Raw genomic sequence first — 15,932 nt, 5'->3', positions numbered from 1 at the left:
CCCTATACCACCGCCGTAACGCCGAATTCTTCAAGAACACGTTCACATGAACCACAGGGAGGCTTCGGTAGACCGTGCTTCGGGTTCCCCTCCGCCCGTACCTCCACTGCGGCCATCACTCCACCTCGCGGATTGACGCCCGCTTTCATGGCGTCCGACAGCGCTTCCGCCTCACCGCAACGCCCATTCTGGTTCCCAGTAGGCCTCAGATGCTCAGGAACCCTGTCGTAGGCAGCCTGCACATCCGGATGCAGGTCATGGTCTCCACCGCCCTTGATGCTCGCACCGTTGAACGGCGGCTCGTGGCCTGGCACCGAGAGTCCGGCCGCGCTCGTCGGTCTGGTGTGTTTGTTCGCGCCCGGCCGGGCCTGTTCAAGGTCCGCACGGTCGCGCGCAGCCTGCCGGGCAGCGGTCTCGCAAGCAGGAGAAAGGCCGAGCGGGTCCACTTCGGCGAACGGGTTCGGCACGTACGCACGCGGGTTGGGACCAGGGGCGAGGCCGAGTGGGTCCGACGATACGTACTGGCCCGTCTCCGGGTCGTAGTGCCGGTGGTAGTTGTAGTTGAGCGCTGTCTCAGGATCGTGGTACTGCCCCGGGAAGCGCAGTGGGCAGTAAGCGCCGTCGGCCCCCGGCTCGCTCAAGCCGACGCCCCACACCGTCGTCCGTGCTCGCCAGGCCAGGTCACCCTGATCGTCGACCAGTTCCGAGGGCGCGCCGACCAGGTCGGTCACGATCGAGTAGAACTGTTCGTCGACCCACTCCTGTGGGCGGTCCCGCGAAGGGATACGGTCGATCTGGGTGACGGGACTGAACCGGTCCCGCTCCCAGTCCCACACCGTGCACCTCGGGGCGTCGTCGCCCGACAACGTGACCTGTTCTGCCAGGACGAATCCGTCCCAGGCGAACAGCACCTGCTCCACGACGGTCTCACCGTCCGGACCGAATCGCTCCTTGGCAATCCGGCGGCCGAACGGGTCGTAACGGTAGGCCCACTGGGTGCCGTCCGGAGTGACCACCCCGACCAGCCGGTCCTGGCTGTCCCAGGTGTACCGCCAGACGTCGGGTTTGCGGGAGAGCCGCTTCTTACGTCGCTGGACCACCCGGCCCTGGGCGTCGTATTCGTAGCGCACGTCACCCGAGCTGCCCGACCTACGGGCAGGTCCGCCGCCGGCGAGCGGCGCAACCTGCGTGCGCTGCCCGGGCTGATGCTCCTGCCATTGCCCCTGCGTGAGGTTGCCCGCCGCGTCGTACGCATAGTGCTCAGACCATGTAGCTGCCTGAACACCGGTGACGCGTCCGGTGCGGTCGACGTCGATGACACGGTCGCCGCTCAGGAGGTCGTTGATCGCACCGACCGTTCCGTCCGGCCGGTAGTGATAGGCCCGGTGCTGCACCTGCCGCGGCTCAAGGGCGCCGGAAAGGTCGCGCGCGGTCAGGGTCTGCGTGCTCAGCCGGTCTTTCGCGTCCCAGACCTGGTTGAGAACGGCAGCGCCCGCCTTGCGTTCGACCTCCCGCCCAGCCTCGTCGTAGGCGAAGGTGACAGTTCTGCCCGCCGTCCGCAGCAGCACCGGCTGGTCGCGCCCGTCGTACTCCCAGACACTCTCGGCATTCGACGGTGTCACCCGGCGGGTGCGCCTGCCGAGCACGTCGTACGTCGAGCGCACGGTGGCGCCGTTGCACGTCTCGGCCAGGACCCGGCCGAGCGCGTCGCGTTCGTAGGTCAACTCGGCGTGCCTGCCGCGTACTTGGCTCAGGTTGCCGACCGGGTCATAGGTGTAGGTCGTGACCTCTTCAGGAGCCCGCTGCTCCAGCACCTTGCCGAGCATGTCCCGCACGTACACGGTGGACTCACCCGCGCCGTTGGTCTGCTCCACCAGCCGGCCGGCCGCGTCGTGGCGGTAGCTCTGCGTGCGCCCGCCGAAGTCCTGCTCGCGGGCCAGCCTGCCCGCCTTGTCGTAGAAGTATCGCCAGGCGTCGCCCAGTTGGTTCGTCACCGACGTCACGCGGAGTTCGACGTCGTAGGCGAACTCAAGACGCGACCCGTCCGGATCGGTCCTGGCCGCGGGACGGTCGAATCCGGCGTACTCGAAGCGCGTCACCTGCCCGGCGGGGTCCACATGCTCGACGAGATTTCCCTCGCCGTCGTAGACCCGCCGCTCGGTGGTGCCGCCAGGCAGCGTGCGTCGGCTCAGCTTGCCCTCAGGCGTCCACTCGAACCGCGTGCGTGCCCCGTCCGGACCGGTCTGCGCCGCGAGTCTGCCGAAAGCGTCGCGCTCGTACCGTGTCGTCGAGCCCTCGGCGTCGGTGGTCGCTACCGGCATGCCCGTGGCGTCCGTGTCCATCAGCGCTGATCGCCCGGCAGCATCGGTGATCGTGGTGACCGCGCCGATGCCGTTGTACTGGTAGGACAGCTTGGCGCCGGTGGGATCGGTCTCGGCGGTCAGGTTGCCGCGCGAGTCGTACTCCATGCGCCAGACATGCCCGTCAGGCTGGGTCACGGCCACAGGCAGGCCGTGTTCACCGTTCACCGCGACGCTTCGACTACCGTCCGGCCGGATGACGGCTACTGGGTCGCCGTGCTCGTCGTAGGCATAGCGTGTGGTCTGCCCCAGCGGATCGGTGACGGCCTGGATGCGGTCGTAGCGGTCCCATTCGTGCGTGGTGGTGTGGCCCAGCGGATCTGTTTCGGCGATGAGTTGGAAGGCGTCGTTGAACTGATAGACCGTCGCGTCGCCAAGGGAGTTCGTGGCGGTTGTGCGGTGGTTGGCCAGGTCGTAGTTGTACGAGTACTCCAGCAGGCGGTCCGTGCCGGTGGAGAACACACACCGGCCGTCCGCGTCGTACTCGTAGCGGTACCAGGTGCCGTTGCGGTCCTCCCAACGGACCAGCCGTGCATGATCGTCATAGGAGAACCGCATCGGCAGGCCTGAGGAGTTGTAGACCTCCGACAGGTTCCCAGCCTGGTCGTAGCCGTAGGCCAGAAGCAGCGGCCGCGCGGGGTCGCTGAGCAGCGTCAGGGAGGTGACTCTCCCATCATGGGTGGCCACGCCGACGCGGTAGCCGCCGGAATGGGCAAGTTCCGCAGGGGCACCGTCAGCGGTGTAGGTGAGACCGATGCGGTTGCCGTTGCGGTCGGTGATGGCGGTCAGGGGAAACTCGGCACCGGGGGAACCCGGGACGGACGCGAAGTGCAGGGTGCGGCCGGTCTCTCGCTGGTACACGCTCATCGGCGCGCCAGGCTGCCCGCTCCAGAGCAGACCCCACCGAGGCCCTTCCACCGGCATCACCAGCTGGTCGGGATCGGCGAGCGGCACGGGGTACTCCAGAATCATGCCGTCCGCGGTGTGGAACCGTACGCCCGCGTCGTCCAGTACCAGCCGTTGGTCAAGGGTCGAAGCCCACGAAGGGCCGAACCAGCGACCGGAGCGGTAGGTGGATATGTGGTGCCGTTCGACGACCAGGGCGAGGACGCCCGGGAGTTCGACATCGGTGGACGGCATGATCAGTTCGCCGGTGGCGACGTCAACAGGGTCACCACAGCCGTTCCGCTTGAACATCTGCACGGCTGACTGCCGCATCTGACGGCCCAGCCCCTTGGCTCCTGCGGCCATACCCTTCAAGCCGGTCCTGCCGAGAGCCTTGAGTCCCTTGGCAAGACCTCCGAGGCTGGTGAGGCCCTTCATGCCGGGTATGCAGTCAAGCGCGGCGAACGCCACATCCCATAGGGACGCTTGTCCCTTCGCGTACTTGTTAAGGGTGTCGGCCAGGACGACCAGGGCGGCGATCAGAACGATCGCGCCCAGGATCGGCCCGCCGATGATCATGGCAACAATGCCGAGGACGGCGACGACAACTTTGCAGACGGCGACGATGGTGTCCCAATTGTCGACGAACCAGTCGCCGACCTCCTCGTACCACTTACGGTTCTGAATCCCCGCGTCGGACGCCTCATCGAGTTTCCGCTTGGCATCACCGGCCGCGTCCTCGCGCATCCTGCGCGCATCAGCCGCCATCTTCTTCGCCGCGTCGAGGGCATTGGAGGCGGAGGTGACGTCCGACTGGGCGGACGTCTGCGCGGACTCCGCGCTCTGCGCATCCCTCGTCGCGGCACGGACCTTGGACTCGTCCGGCTTCGGGACATCCTTGCCCGCGTCCTTGTCCTCCTTGTACTTGTCCGCCTCCTTGTTGGCGCGAGTGACCCACGAATCAGCCGACGACAGACGCGACTTGGCGGAGGAGAGGTCCGCCTGCGCCTCCCGCCCCTGGGCCAGCGCCTTGTCGGCGAGGGCCTGGGCGCGCTCCAACTGCGGCCAGTACGCCGCCAGCGCATCCCCGGCCAGGTCGTAGGACTTCTTCAGCTTCTTGAGATTCTTCGGGACACCGGAGAACTCGTCCCGGAACACATCGGCGGTCTTGCCCACCATCGTCAGGACGGCGTCCTCGTCCGCCATCCCCTTCACCAGGCGCAGGGCGTCCTGCACGTCATCCGCGAAATCGTGCAGATTCTTCGCCAACGACTTCACCCGGACCGGATCCCCCGGCGTCGGATCCTTCTCCAGATCCAGCACATGCCAGTCCGTCGGCCGATAACCCGCCACGCCGCAACCCCGTCACGCCAGTACCAAAGACATCCGTGTGCACACGTGAACTTACCGGGGACACCGGTGCGATCAAGCTGCCGCCCGAAACTCCGAACCGATCTGGACAGAGCCGGCACTCCGGCCGGGCGGGATCTCATACGGCTGGCACGAGTGCCCTCTCCATCTCGTAGTCGTACGCGCGAAACGCGGCCCGCCCACTCTCCGGCGCCTCTGAATCCGGGCGAAGGATGCCCGGCAGGTGGGCGACCCGCCACATGCGGAAGGCCGTTTCAGGCGAGCTACGGCCCGAGGCGTCCACCAGGTCGGATGCGATGCCGAGGATCTCGGCGATATGGGCCGCTCCGGCCCGTTCCTCCACCTCGGCGCAGATGGCGGCAGTGATCAAAGCCTGGAGGAATTGCGTCAGTTGGAGGTCGGCGCCCATCCGGCACATGCGCTGCACCACACGCGGTTCGGCAAGCTCTTCGAGAGGCTCCGGGACCCCCGTGAGACCCGCCGACCACAGCAGCAGAAACTCCGGCGTCACCTCGTGATCCCACAGATACCCCAGCTCGCCGGCGATCGCCGTGGCCGGAGCACCGAACCGGCAGACCTCCTGGATGCCGTCCATGAGGCGCCCCAGGTCCTTCCCTCTGCGCTCCAGGAAATCGCCCACCGAGACGTCGGCGAGCCTCCAGGTGCCGGTGAAGTTCACGGCCCCGATCTCCACGACGCCCCCGAGCGACGCGAACACCGAACGCGCGAGCAACTCCTCAGGGATGGGCATGCCGTCCGCCTCCGCTGCACACCGATCGATACATCACATCGCCACAGTCTCGTACAGATCATCCCGTCGAGACCAAGCAGATGCCGGGGCCAAACAGATGCTGAGGCCAGCGGATATGGGACGCGCGCCCCGCAGGGGGGCGCCTACCCTCTCCTCCATGCCCCGCACCACCCCACCCCGCCCCCTCGACGTCACCGTTCTCTTCCCCGAGTTGGCACCGATGGCCCGCACTGCCGTCCGGTTGCACCCGCGCACCGGTACGCCCACCGCTGCGGACAGTTCGATCGGCGGCCCCCTGCTGTGGCCGGCCGAGGAACCGTGGCCCACCTGCCCGGATCACGACGGGCCGTGGCACCACGGTGTCGCCCCCGACGACGTACGGCTTCAGCGGCGCATCCTCGCCGAGGCCTGGGCCCGGCCGCGCGCCGAGGGCGCCGACCTCCTCACGCCGGAGGAACGCGTGATCGTCGACCGTGCCTCCATATGCAGCTGTACGTGTGCACGGCCTCACCCGAACATCCGCACGTGCAGAACATGCAGTAGTACCGCGGCCCCAGCCCCACCCCGCCGCTCACACCGACACCCGGAGCCTCCCGTCCCGATGAACGGCCAACCGGCACCGCAAGGCCGAGCGGCCCCCGATACGCGACCCGCAAGGACTTCGTCCACGGCGAGGACGTCACCATCGGCGACTTGACGATCTCGACGGAGAACCTGCCGCGCTATGCGGACAAGGACAGGCCCAAATCCGACCCCAAGGGCAACGGCTGACAAGCCCCGGGTCAACGCCCCGCCGCCAACCCCTCCCCCACAGCCCCATAAGCCGGCTTCCGTCCGAAGTCCTCACCCAGCAACGTCGCCGCCCCCTGCCCCGCGAAGACCCCCGGCACCCACGAGTACTTGTCCGTGAACCCCCACACGGTGAAGGACCTGCAACTCCGCGCCCCCAGGCAGGCATCCAGCAGCCCTCGGAAGTACGCCGCCTGCGTGGCGAGCTTCTCCTCGTCCGCGGGCAGGATCATCCGTACGTCCACCTCGGTGAAGGCGGTCTGCATCCCCAGGCGCTCGAACCGCGCGAGGTTCCCCGCCACATCCCCCGGGAAGCCGTACTGGATCGCCAGATGCCCCTGGATCCCGAAGCCCTGCACGGGAACGCCCTCCGCCCGCAGCCGCTTCGCCAGTTCGTAGTAGGCGGTCGACTTCGCGTTGACGCCCTCCACGTTGTAGTCGTTCAGGAAGAGCTTCGCCTTCGGGTCCGCGGCGTGCGCCCAGCGGAAGGCGTCGGCGATGTACGACGGTCCGAGCTTCTGCAGCCAGATCGAGTTCCGCAGCGAGCCGTCCTCCTCGAAGACCTCGTTCACCACGTCCCACTGCTGGATCCTGCCCTTGTACCGCTTGACCTCCGTGGTGACGTGCTTGCGCAGGATCCCCCGAAGCTCCTCCGCTCCGATCGAACCGTCCGCCACCCCCGTCGTCAGCCACCCCGGCAACTGGCTGTGCCACACCAGCGTGTGCCCGCGCACCACCTGCCCCCGGTCACGCGCGAACCGCACCAACTCATCCGCCCCCGACCAGTCGTACGCCCCCCGCGTCGGCTCGACGACCTCCCACTTCATGACGTTCTCGGCGGTGACGGAGTTGAACTCCCGCCCGGTCGCCCGCCGGTACGTCGTGTCCTCGCCCAGCGCCGCCATGTCCACGGCCGTACCGATCCGCAGGTCGGCACGCTCGGCGAGCGCCCGCAGCGGAACCGGTGACAGCTCATCCGCGGAAGCCGTCTGTACGCCCACGACGCCCGTGACCAGCAGCATCGCACTGAGCAGCCCGACAACAGGCATGCGGAACTTCTTCATGTGCGGTCCCTCCAATGAAAACTGCTCGACAAGTACGACTCAGCGAACGCGGTAGCTCTCCGGCGGCCCCAGATACGTCGGCGTCAATCCACCCGTATCGATCACCAGCCGCTGCACCACCACCGTCGGATCGACCATCCAGAACTTCAGCCGGTGCACCCCGGCAGCCCCGATCGTGTGGCGCGTAGACGTGCGGTTGACGTTGTCCGATGTGTTGCGGGCCCACTCGATGTCCATCAGGCCGTCGTCGGCGCCCGTGGCCGCGTGGATGTCGACGGTCTGCGGGGCGTCCCCGTCGAAGGAGATCCCGTACTTCAGCCCGCCGGTCGGCAAGGTCGGGTTCCGCGGAGACAGGTACGCCCACACCGTGACCTCCCCCGCGGACAGCAGGCTCACCTCGTACTCCAGCCGCGGAGACGATCCCCCAGGCGTCCGCCTCGGAGCCGTCACCGGCCATGGCGTCACCCCCGCCCCCGTACGCCCGATCCCGTCGATACGCCGCCACGTCCCCACCGAGCGCTCGAAGTGCTCGGCATCGACGGCCACGTACCCGCCCGCCTCGACGAACCCCCGCAGTCCACGCACCCCACGCGCCGACGGCTGCTCGGCGACCACCCCGACCGTCACCACCGCGCCCGCCCCCTCCACGGTCACCGACGCTTCCGTCCGCCCCCGCGGAGCCCGGGCCCAGTCCACCGTCAGCACCGCCCGCACCTGCTTCTCGACCCGGCCCCGCGGACGGTCGACCCTGATCCACGGCACCGACGGCGTGATCCGACAGTCGAAGGCCGTACGCCCCCGGTTGAAGACCTCGATGTACTGGTCGGGCCGGGTCTGGTGCGGGCTGAAGACAGGCAGCACAGCCGCACCCGGCGATTCCCCCGCCTCCCCGGGCCACCACTCCCCCGACTCGGCCCCGTCCACCGCCACCCCCATCTCAGCGGCCGCCGGCACCTCGATCCGTTTCACCGCCGGAAAGATCTCGTCCGGCAACGCCACGTTGTCCCGCTCCGGCTGCTGCCACGGCGCGTTCGGCCCGTACCGCTCCACATCCCCGTAGCCGATGTGCGGCTGCGTCTGGAAACCACGCCATTTGCCGCCCGCCACCCGGGAGTTGAAGCGTTCGGCGAGAGCGAAGTCCCGGGCCAGCCCGGCCTCCGCCTCAGCCGCCAGGTCGTTCGTCGCGGCCCGCCCCTGCCGCGCGTACAGCAGATTGGTGAACTCCGCTTCCCGCAGCCCGTACAGGTTGGCCGTCGCCTCCACCTCGTACCCGACGAGCTCGAACCACGCGTCCTGGTCCGCGGCCGGCAGCCGTCGGCCGATCCGCGCCGCGTCCTTCCCCAGCCGCCGCCACTCCTCCGTCACCCGCTCCAGCTCACGGTGACCGAAGTGGAAGGGCGTCTCCTGGTCGTCGTACACGACCTTCCCTTCCACCAGAGTGATCCTGCGGTTCAACAACTCCGGCTTGCGGCGCGACTGGAGCTGCGCGTACCTCGCCAGCACCGACGCGATCTCGGAAGCAGACCTCTCACCGAAGTTCTGCCGCGCATACCTCCGCTCCCACTCCTCCAGCCTCTCCAGCGGCCAACGCTCGGGATCCCAGGCGTAGTTGAGAAAGAACTCGGTCGGCAGCTCGTTCCCCTTCAAGTCGCCGACGTTGGTGACCCACAACTCCCGGTTCCCGTACTCGACCGCCTGGTGGAGCTGGTCCCACATGTTCGGCAGCGAAGTGGTGTCCACCCACTTGTAGTTGCGGCCGACGCCGACGTAGTCGAAGTGGTAGTACAGCCCGTACCCGCCGCCCCGAACCGCCTCCGCCGGATCCGGATGCTTGCGGATGTTGCCCCAGTTGTCGTCCGTCAGTACGACGGTCACGTCGTCCGGCGCCCGCAGCCCGCGGTCCCAGTACCGCTGGACCTCCTTGTAGAGCGTCCACACCTGCGGGGTCTCGGCGGCCGGGCGCCCGGTGACGTCCTCGATGATCGATCTCTGCGTCGCGATGATCTCCTGCATCAGCTCGATGCCGTCACCGTCGGGCAGGCTCGTGTCCCCGTTCCCCCGCATCCCGAGCGTGACGACGCCCTCGAAGTCCTGGTCGACCATGCGCCGCACGCCCTCGCGCCAGTACGCCCTGATCGCCTCGGAGTTGCGCCGGTACGACCACTCCCCGGTGCCGCCGTACGGGTCACGACCCGGCGTCACCACATTCCCCGCACCGTCACGCACGGCCGACACCGCATGCCGGTTCCACTCCTCGATACCCCGCATCATGGGCGCCTCATGAGACGTGCCCATGACAATCCCGTACGTCTTCGCCCTCGCGTGGTTCTCGGGATCGTCCTCGGCGAAGGCCCGCCCCCACACCGCCGGCCACAGATAGTTCGCCTTCAGCCGCAGCAGCACCTCGAAGACCCTGGCGAAGAAGTCCGCGTTGAAGCCCCCGGGATGGCCAGGGGCTTTCCCCGGACCGAAGAACGCGGGCGCCCACGTCCCCAGCGCCGGGTTCTCGTCGTTGATGAAGACCCCGCGGTACTTCACCACCGGCGTTCCCTGGCTGTACCGCCCCGGCAGCACATACACCTCGCTCCGCCGCACCGGCCTCACGTCGTCCCACCAGTACCAGGGCGAGACCCCGATCCCGTACGAGACGTCGTATGCCCCGAAGATCGTGCCGCGCGGATCACTGCCCGCGACGACGAAGGCCCGCTCCACCCCGGGCATCGGCCGCTCGACCACGGTCTGCAGCGAGGTCTCCCACTTGCCCCGGATCCCGCCGACGTCGAGCTTCCCGGCCGCGATCAGCCCGTCGATCAGCGGACTGCGCCCGATCGTCCCGACGAGGACGACCTCCCGCGCCACCGCCGAACCCGGCCGCACACCCGTGACCCGCTCGATGTCGTCCCGCAGATCCCCTGCGACCCGTACGACTCCGGGGTGATCCTCGGAGCTGACCACCACCGGCGCTCCGACCAGCGCGAAGGCCCCCGGCACGGGCGTGAAGGAGAGGTACGCGCCAGGATCGGTGATCTTCGGTCCACCCGCCACTCCCGGCCCGCCGCCCACCGCCGCCTCCTCCGCCCGCGCCACCCCCGGCAGAGCGGGCACCACGGCGAGCCCCGCACCCGCTCCCAGAACGGTTCTCCGACTGATGTCCGCGGACATGCCACACCCCTCGCCGGTCATCCCGAAGGCCGAATTTGCTCATCGCCATGACAAATGGTGGAGGGAGTGAGGCGAGGGGACAACGGGTCGAACGCGCCGAATAGTTTCGAAGGGCGGAGCATCGAGCGGCCCGCACGGTCGACGCCGTGCGGGCCGCCCGGCCTACTTCTCCTCGAAGGAGTCCCTACGGGCACCACTCCCGTCCCAGGGCACTTCCCGGCAGGGCTCGGCCCGCCCCTTGTAAGCAGTCACGATCGCAGCGGGAGCGGGGTCCCGCGTCCCCCACTGCGGCTCCTCGAACACCACGGAATCGCCAGGGCGCAGAGTGAAGGCGCGCATGGGTGGAAACACCTCACCGGTGCCACGCGACGGCCCCACGGCGAAGGCCGGCTGATAGGCCTCACCGCGGCGCCCCGCACAGACATATCCGTTCCTGGGCTTGTCGACGGTCATGCTGATGCCTTCGGCACGCAGCCGCTCGCTCAGCTCCTTCTGGTCGTCGCCGCTCAGCTCGATGTCCTCAATGCTGACGGCGACACTGCCGTCCCCGTTCCGCTCCACCGCGTACGCGGGCGACCCGCCGTGCGACGACGGCAGCCCCACCACCACCCCCGCCGCGGCGACACACGCCGCGAGGGCGACCAGCGCCCGGCGAGTGGTGATCGTGCGGCGGATCACCGGTTCCGGCTGCGGCGGGTCCTCGGCCCTGAGAGCGATCTCCCGCTGGAGTTCGTTCAGCAGCCGGTCCTCGAAGGTCTTCGTCGTCCTGGCGCTCATGCCTCTCCCCCTGCGTACGTGAGTGCTGCCTGCTGCCCGTCGGCTCCGGCCGCCGCCGAGCGCAGCGACCTGCGCGCCCGGTGCAGCCGCACCCGGGCGGTGACCTTGCGTATGCCCAGCGCCACGGCGGCCTCGGTGACGCTCAGCTGGTCCACGGCGACGAGTTCCATCACCGCGCGCTCGCCGTCGGGGAGCCTGTCCAGGGCGGCCAGCGCGCGACGACCGGCCTCCTCGGCGTCGAGCTTCTCCTCCAGCCGGTCGATGTCGTCGCCTTCCAGCAGCCGGCGGCCGGCGATACGGCCGCCGAGCACGTTCTGACGCGCGCTTCTTCGGGCTTCCGCGGCCACCACGTTGCGTGCGATGCCGTACAGCCAGGCCGTCTCGCTCCCGAGGTCGGGGCGGTAGGCACGGGCGGAGTCGATCACCGCGAGGAAGGTCTCGGCGGTGAGATCGGCGACGGTGTGCGGGTCGGTGACCCGCCGGGCCATGAAGCGGGTGACGGTGTCGACATGGCGGCGATAGAAGACCTCGAAGGCGGCCGGGTCGTACATCTCTCCCGGTGGACCGCCCCGGCTTCTGCTGTCGGGTGCCAAGGTGTGAACCTCCCGTTGTCCGTCCTGCTGTCACTTCTACTTGGAACAGGCAGCCGAACGCGTTACAGGACGGCCCCGGCGGGATGGCCCCGGCGGGCCTGCCGGGAAAGCAAAAGGGCCCGTACGACCGAAGTCGTACGGGCCCCTTCAAGGAGCTCAGCAATGCTGGAGCTACCAGGCGTTCAAGCCCAACAGGTAAGCGATGCCTACTTGTTGATCTTGGTGACCTGGCCGGCGCCCACGGTCCGGCCACCCTCACGGATGGCGAACTTCAGGCCCTCCTCCATGGCGACGGGCTGGATGAGCTCAACGGTCATCTCAGTGTTGTCGCCCGGCATGACCATCTCGGTGCCCTCGGGGAGGGTCACCACGCCAGTCACGTCCGTCGTGCGGAAGTAGAACTGGGGACGGTAGTTGTTGAAGAACGGCGTGTGACGGCCACCCTCGTCCTTGGACAGGATGTACGCCTGGGCCTCGAACTCCGTGTGCGGGGTGACCGAGCCGGGCTTGATGATGACCTGGCCGCGCTCGACGTCCTCGCGCTTGATGCCACGAAGCAGCAGACCGACGTTCTCACCGGCCTGGCCCTCGTCGAGCAGCTTGCGGAACATCTCGATGCCCGTGACCGTGGTGGTGGTCTTCTCGGTCTTGATGCCGACGATGTCGACGGTCTCGTTGACCTTGAGGACACCACGCTCGATACGACCGGTGACGACGGTGCCACGACCGGTGATCGTGAAGACGTCCTCGATCGGCATGAGGAACGGCTTGTCGACGTCACGCTCGGGCTGCGGGATCGACTCGTCGACGGCCTTCATCAGGTCGAGGACGGACTGGCCCCACTCCTTGTCGCCCTCAAGGGCCTTGAGCGCCGAGACCTTGACGACCGGAAGGTCGTCGCCCGGGAACTCGTACTCGGAGAGCAGCTCACGGACCTCGAGCTCGACGAGCTCCAGGATCTCCTCGTCGTCCACCATGTCGGCCTTGTTCAGCGCGACAACGATGTACGGAACGCCGACCTGGCGGGCCAGGAGCACGTGCTCCTTGGTCTGCGGCATCGGGCCGTCCGTCGCGGCGACAACGAGGATGGCGCCGTCCATCTGCGCCGCACCCGTGATCATGTTCTTGATGTAGTCCGCGTGACCGGGGCAGTCGACGTGGGCGTAGTGACGCGTCTCCGTCTGGTACTCGACGTGCGCGATGGAGATCGTGATACCGCGCTGGCGCTCCTCAGGAGCCTTGTCGATCTGGTCGAAGGCCGAGGCCTCGTTCAGGTCCGGGTACGCGTCATGCAGCACCTTGGTAATGGCGGCCGTGAGGGTCGTCTTACCGTGGTCGATGTGACCGATGGTGCCGATGTTGACGTGCGGCTTAGTCCGCTCGAACTTCGCCTTCGCCACTGGGTCCTCCTGTGGAGTGGTTCTGGTACGCCTTACTCATCGGCGCCAGGGTGATCTTTGCTGGGATGCCGCCCGCCGGGATTTCCGTTTCCGGATGAATCCCGTCGGTCGGTGTCAAGCCTAAAGCGTGCAAACGGCGTGCGTTACTCGCCCTTGGCCTTCGCGATGATCTCCTCGGCGACGTTCCGGGGAACCTCGGCGTAGGAGTCGAACTGCATCGAGTAGCTTGCGCGACCCGAGGTCTTGCTGCGGAGGTCGCCGACGTAGCCGAACATCTCCGAGAGGGGCACGAGGCCCTTCACGACGCGAGCACCGGCACGCTCCTCCATGGCCTGGATCTGGCCACGGCGGGAGTTGATGTCGCCGATGACGTCACCCATGTAGTCCTCGGGCGTGGTGACCTCGACGGCCATCATCGGCTCGAGCAGCACGGGGCTGGCCTTGCGGGCGGCCTCCTTGAAGGCCTGCGAACCGGCGATCTTGAACGCCAGCTCGGAGGAGTCGACCTCGTGGTAGGCACCGTCGAGAAGCGTGACGCGGACGCCCGTCATCTCGTAACCGGCGAGGATGCCGAACTGCATGGCCTCCTGCGCACCGGCGTCCACCGACGGGATGTACTCCCGCGGGATACGGCCACCGGTGACCTTGTTCACGAACTCGTACGAGGCGTCGCCGTCCACGATCGGCTCGATCGCGATCTGCACCTTGGCGAACTGACCCGTACCACCGGTCTGCTTCTTGTGGGTGTAGTCCACACGCTCGACGGCCTTGCGGATCGTCTCACGGTACGCGACCTGCGGCTTACCGACGTTGGCCTCGACCTTGAACTCACGGCGCATACGGTCGACCAGCACCTCGAGGTGCAGCTCGCCCATACCACCGATGATGGTCTGGCCGGTCTCCTCGTCCGAGTGAACCTGGAAGGAGGGGTCCTCCTCCGCGAGACGCTGGATGGCTACACCCAGCTTCTCCTGGTCACCCTTGGACTTGGGCTCGATGGCGACCTGGATGACCGGCGCCGGGAAGTCCATGGACTCCAGGATGACCGGGTGCTTGTCGTCACTGAGCGTCTCACCGGTGGTGGTCTGCTTCAGGCCCATCACGGCGACGATGTCGCCGGCGCCCACCGCCTCGATCTCCTCACGCTTGTTCGCGTGCATGCGGTAGATCTTGCCGATGCGCTCCTTCTTGCCCTTGACGGAGTTCAGCACGGCAGTGCCGGACACCAGGCGGCCCGAGTAGACCCGGACGAAGGTGAGCTTGCCCAGGTGCGGGTCGCTCATGATCTTGAACGCGAGGGCGGACAGCGGCTCGTCCACGGACGGCTTGCGCTGGATGACGACCTCGGGGTCCTTCACGTCGTGGCCCTCGATGGCCTCGACGTCAAGCGGGGTCGGCAGGTAGCGCACGACCGCGTCGAGCAGGGGCTGAACGCCCTTGTTCTTGAACGCGGTGCCACAGAACACCGGGGTGACCGTGGTGCCCTCGGACTTGCCGGACGCGATGGTGATGCGACGGATCGCGGCGTACAGCTGCTCCACGGAAGGCTCCTTGCCCTCCAGGTACAGCTCCATGATCTCGTCGTCGTTCTCGGCGACCGTCTCGACGAGCTTGCCGCGGTACTCCTCGGCAGCCTCGGTGTGGGTGGCCGGGATGTCGACGACGTCGTACATCTCGCCCTTCTCCGCCTCGGCGGACCACACGAGAGCCTTCATCGTGACGAGGTCGACGACACCCTTGAAGTCGGCCTCGGCACCGATCGGGAGCTGCATGACGATCGGCTGCGCGCCGAGGCGGCCGCTGATCATGTCGACGCAGCGGTGGAACTCCGCGCCGGTCCGGTCGAGCTTGTTCACGAAGCAGATGCGCGGCACGCCGTAACGGTCGGCCTGACGCCACACCGTCTCGGACTGCGGCTCGACACCCGCGACACCGTCGAACACGGTGACGGCACCGTCGAGGACGCGGAGCGAACGCTCCACCTCGACCGTGAAGTCGACGTGCCCCGGGGTGTCGATGATGTTGATCGTGTAGTCGTTGTCCTCAAGCGGCCAATGACAGGTGGTAGCAGCAGAGGTGATCGTGATGCCACGCTCCTGCTCCTGCTCCATCCAGTCCATGGTGGCAGCGCCGTCGTGGACTTCACCGATCTTGTAGCTGACGCCGGTGTAGAAGAGGATCCGCTCGGTGGTGGTCGTCTTACCCGCGTCGATGTGGGCCATGATCCCGATGTTGCGGACCCTGGCCAGGTCAAGTGAAGTGGTAGCCATAAGGCTTCGGTCTTCTCTCGGTCTCGATGGGGGTAGCGACTACCAGCGGTAGTGCGCGAAGGCCTTGTTGGACTCGGCCATCTTGTGGGTGTCCTCGCGCTTCTTCACAGCGGCACCGAGGCCGTTGGAGGCGTCGAGAAGCTCGTTGAGCAGACGCTCGGTCATGGTCTTCTCGCGACGGGCGCGGGAGTAACCGACCAGCCAGCGCAGCGCCAGGGTGCTCGCGCGGCCGGGCTTGACCTCGACCGGCACCTGGTAGGTGGCGCCACCGACACGGCGGGACTTGACCTCGAGGGTCGGCTTGATGTTCTCAAGAGCGCGCTTGAGCGTGATGACCGGGTCGTTGCCGGTCTTCTCGCGCAGGCCCTCCATGGCGCCGTAGACGATGCGCTCGGCGGTGGAGCGCTTGCCGTTCAGCAGCACCTTGTTGATGAGCGACGTGACAAGAGGAGAACCGTAGACCGGGTCGATGATGACCGGGCGCTTCGGGGCGGGGCCCTTACGAGGCAT

Annotated in this window: 9 protein-coding genes and 1 pseudogene; 1 reads left to right on the top strand and 9 read right to left on the bottom strand. The window is 67.7% G+C overall.

The annotated features are described in order from the left end of the window. Positions 1-2 precede the first annotated feature (2 nt). Positions 3-4,598 carry a DUF6531 domain-containing protein gene (locus tag OG718_RS32335; protein WP_328845842.1) on the bottom strand — a complete coding sequence of 1,532 codons (4,596 nt, stop codon included), beginning with the start codon at positions 4,596-4,598 and terminating at the stop codon, positions 3-5. 136 nt (positions 4,599-4,734) lie between these two features. Continuing rightward, the gene (locus OG718_RS32330; RefSeq protein WP_328845841.1) at positions 4,735-5,367 is read right to left on the bottom strand and encodes a hypothetical protein; all 633 of its coding nucleotides are present in this window, start codon (positions 5,365-5,367) and stop codon (positions 4,735-4,737) included. 627 nt (positions 5,368-5,994) lie between these two features. Between OG718_RS32330 and OG718_RS32320 the strand changes: the two are divergent. Next, positions 5,995-6,138, top strand: a pseudogene (locus OG718_RS32320) (Uma2 family endonuclease); the annotation flags it as partial. A gap of 11 nt (positions 6,139-6,149) precedes the next feature. On the opposite strand, the gene OG718_RS32315 reads toward OG718_RS32320, so the two are convergent. From OG718_RS32315 to rpsG, 7 genes are all read right to left on the bottom strand, one after another. Further along, a complete protein-coding gene (locus OG718_RS32315; protein WP_328845840.1) occupies positions 6,150-7,220 on the bottom strand; it encodes an endo-1,4-beta-xylanase in 1,071 nt (356 codons plus the stop codon). Between the two features lie 39 nt (positions 7,221-7,259). Continuing rightward, the gene (locus OG718_RS32310; RefSeq protein ID WP_328845839.1) at positions 7,260-10,382 is read right to left on the bottom strand and encodes a glycosyl hydrolase 115 family protein; all 3,123 of its coding nucleotides are present in this window, start codon (positions 10,380-10,382) and stop codon (positions 7,260-7,262) included. Between the two features lie 162 nt (positions 10,383-10,544). Beyond that, a complete protein-coding gene (locus OG718_RS32305; RefSeq protein ID WP_143642859.1) occupies positions 10,545-11,159 on the bottom strand; it encodes a hypothetical protein in 615 nt (204 codons plus the stop codon). Then, a complete protein-coding gene (locus OG718_RS32300; protein WP_328847873.1) occupies positions 11,156-11,710 on the bottom strand; it encodes an RNA polymerase sigma factor in 555 nt (184 codons plus the stop codon). The genes OG718_RS32305 and OG718_RS32300 overlap by 4 nt, the downstream gene beginning before the upstream one ends. A 248-nt stretch (positions 11,711-11,958) precedes the next feature. Then, positions 11,959-13,152, bottom strand: a complete 1,194-nt coding sequence (gene tuf, locus OG718_RS32295) for an elongation factor Tu (protein ID WP_055610510.1) — start codon at positions 13,150-13,152, stop codon at positions 11,959-11,961. A 143-nt stretch (positions 13,153-13,295) separates the two neighbouring features. Continuing rightward, positions 13,296-15,422 (bottom strand): elongation factor G, encoded by a 2,127-nt coding sequence (fusA, locus tag OG718_RS32290; protein ID WP_143642861.1) that lies wholly within the window; start codon positions 15,420-15,422, stop codon positions 13,296-13,298. Positions 15,423-15,461: 39 nt separating this feature from the next. Next, positions 15,462-15,932 (bottom strand): 30S ribosomal protein S7, encoded by a 471-nt coding sequence (gene rpsG / locus OG718_RS32285; protein WP_030345396.1) that lies wholly within the window; start codon positions 15,930-15,932, stop codon positions 15,462-15,464.

Origin of the sequence: Streptomyces sp. NBC_00258 (assembly GCF_036182465.1) — a bacterium.
GTDB lineage: Bacteria > Actinomycetota > Actinomycetes > Streptomycetales > Streptomycetaceae > Streptomyces.
This window is presented reverse-complemented; position numbering and strand designations above follow the sequence as displayed.

Bases quoted from the DNA above. Each gene is read 5' to 3' on its own strand.
- OG718_RS32330 (WP_328845841.1), bottom strand. From the start codon at position 5,367: ATGCCCATCCCTGAGGAGTTGCTCGCGCGTTCGGTGTTCGCGTCGCTC.
- fusA (WP_143642861.1), bottom strand. From the start codon at position 15,422: ATGGCTACCACTTCACTTGACCTGGCCAGGGTCCGCAACATCGGGATC.
- rpsG (WP_030345396.1), bottom strand. From the start codon at position 15,932: ATGCCTCGTAAGGGCCCCGCCCCGAAGCGCCCGGTCATCATCGACCCG.
- OG718_RS32315 (WP_328845840.1), bottom strand. From the start codon at position 7,220: ATGAAGAAGTTCCGCATGCCTGTTGTCGGGCTGCTCAGTGCGATGCTG.
- OG718_RS32305 (WP_143642859.1), bottom strand. From the start codon at position 11,159: ATGAGCGCCAGGACGACGAAGACCTTCGAGGACCGGCTGCTGAACGAA.
- OG718_RS32310 (WP_328845839.1), bottom strand. From the start codon at position 10,382: ATGTCCGCGGACATCAGTCGGAGAACCGTTCTGGGAGCGGGTGCGGGG.
- OG718_RS32300 (WP_328847873.1), bottom strand. From the start codon at position 11,710: ATGTACGACCCGGCCGCCTTCGAGGTCTTCTATCGCCGCCATGTCGAC.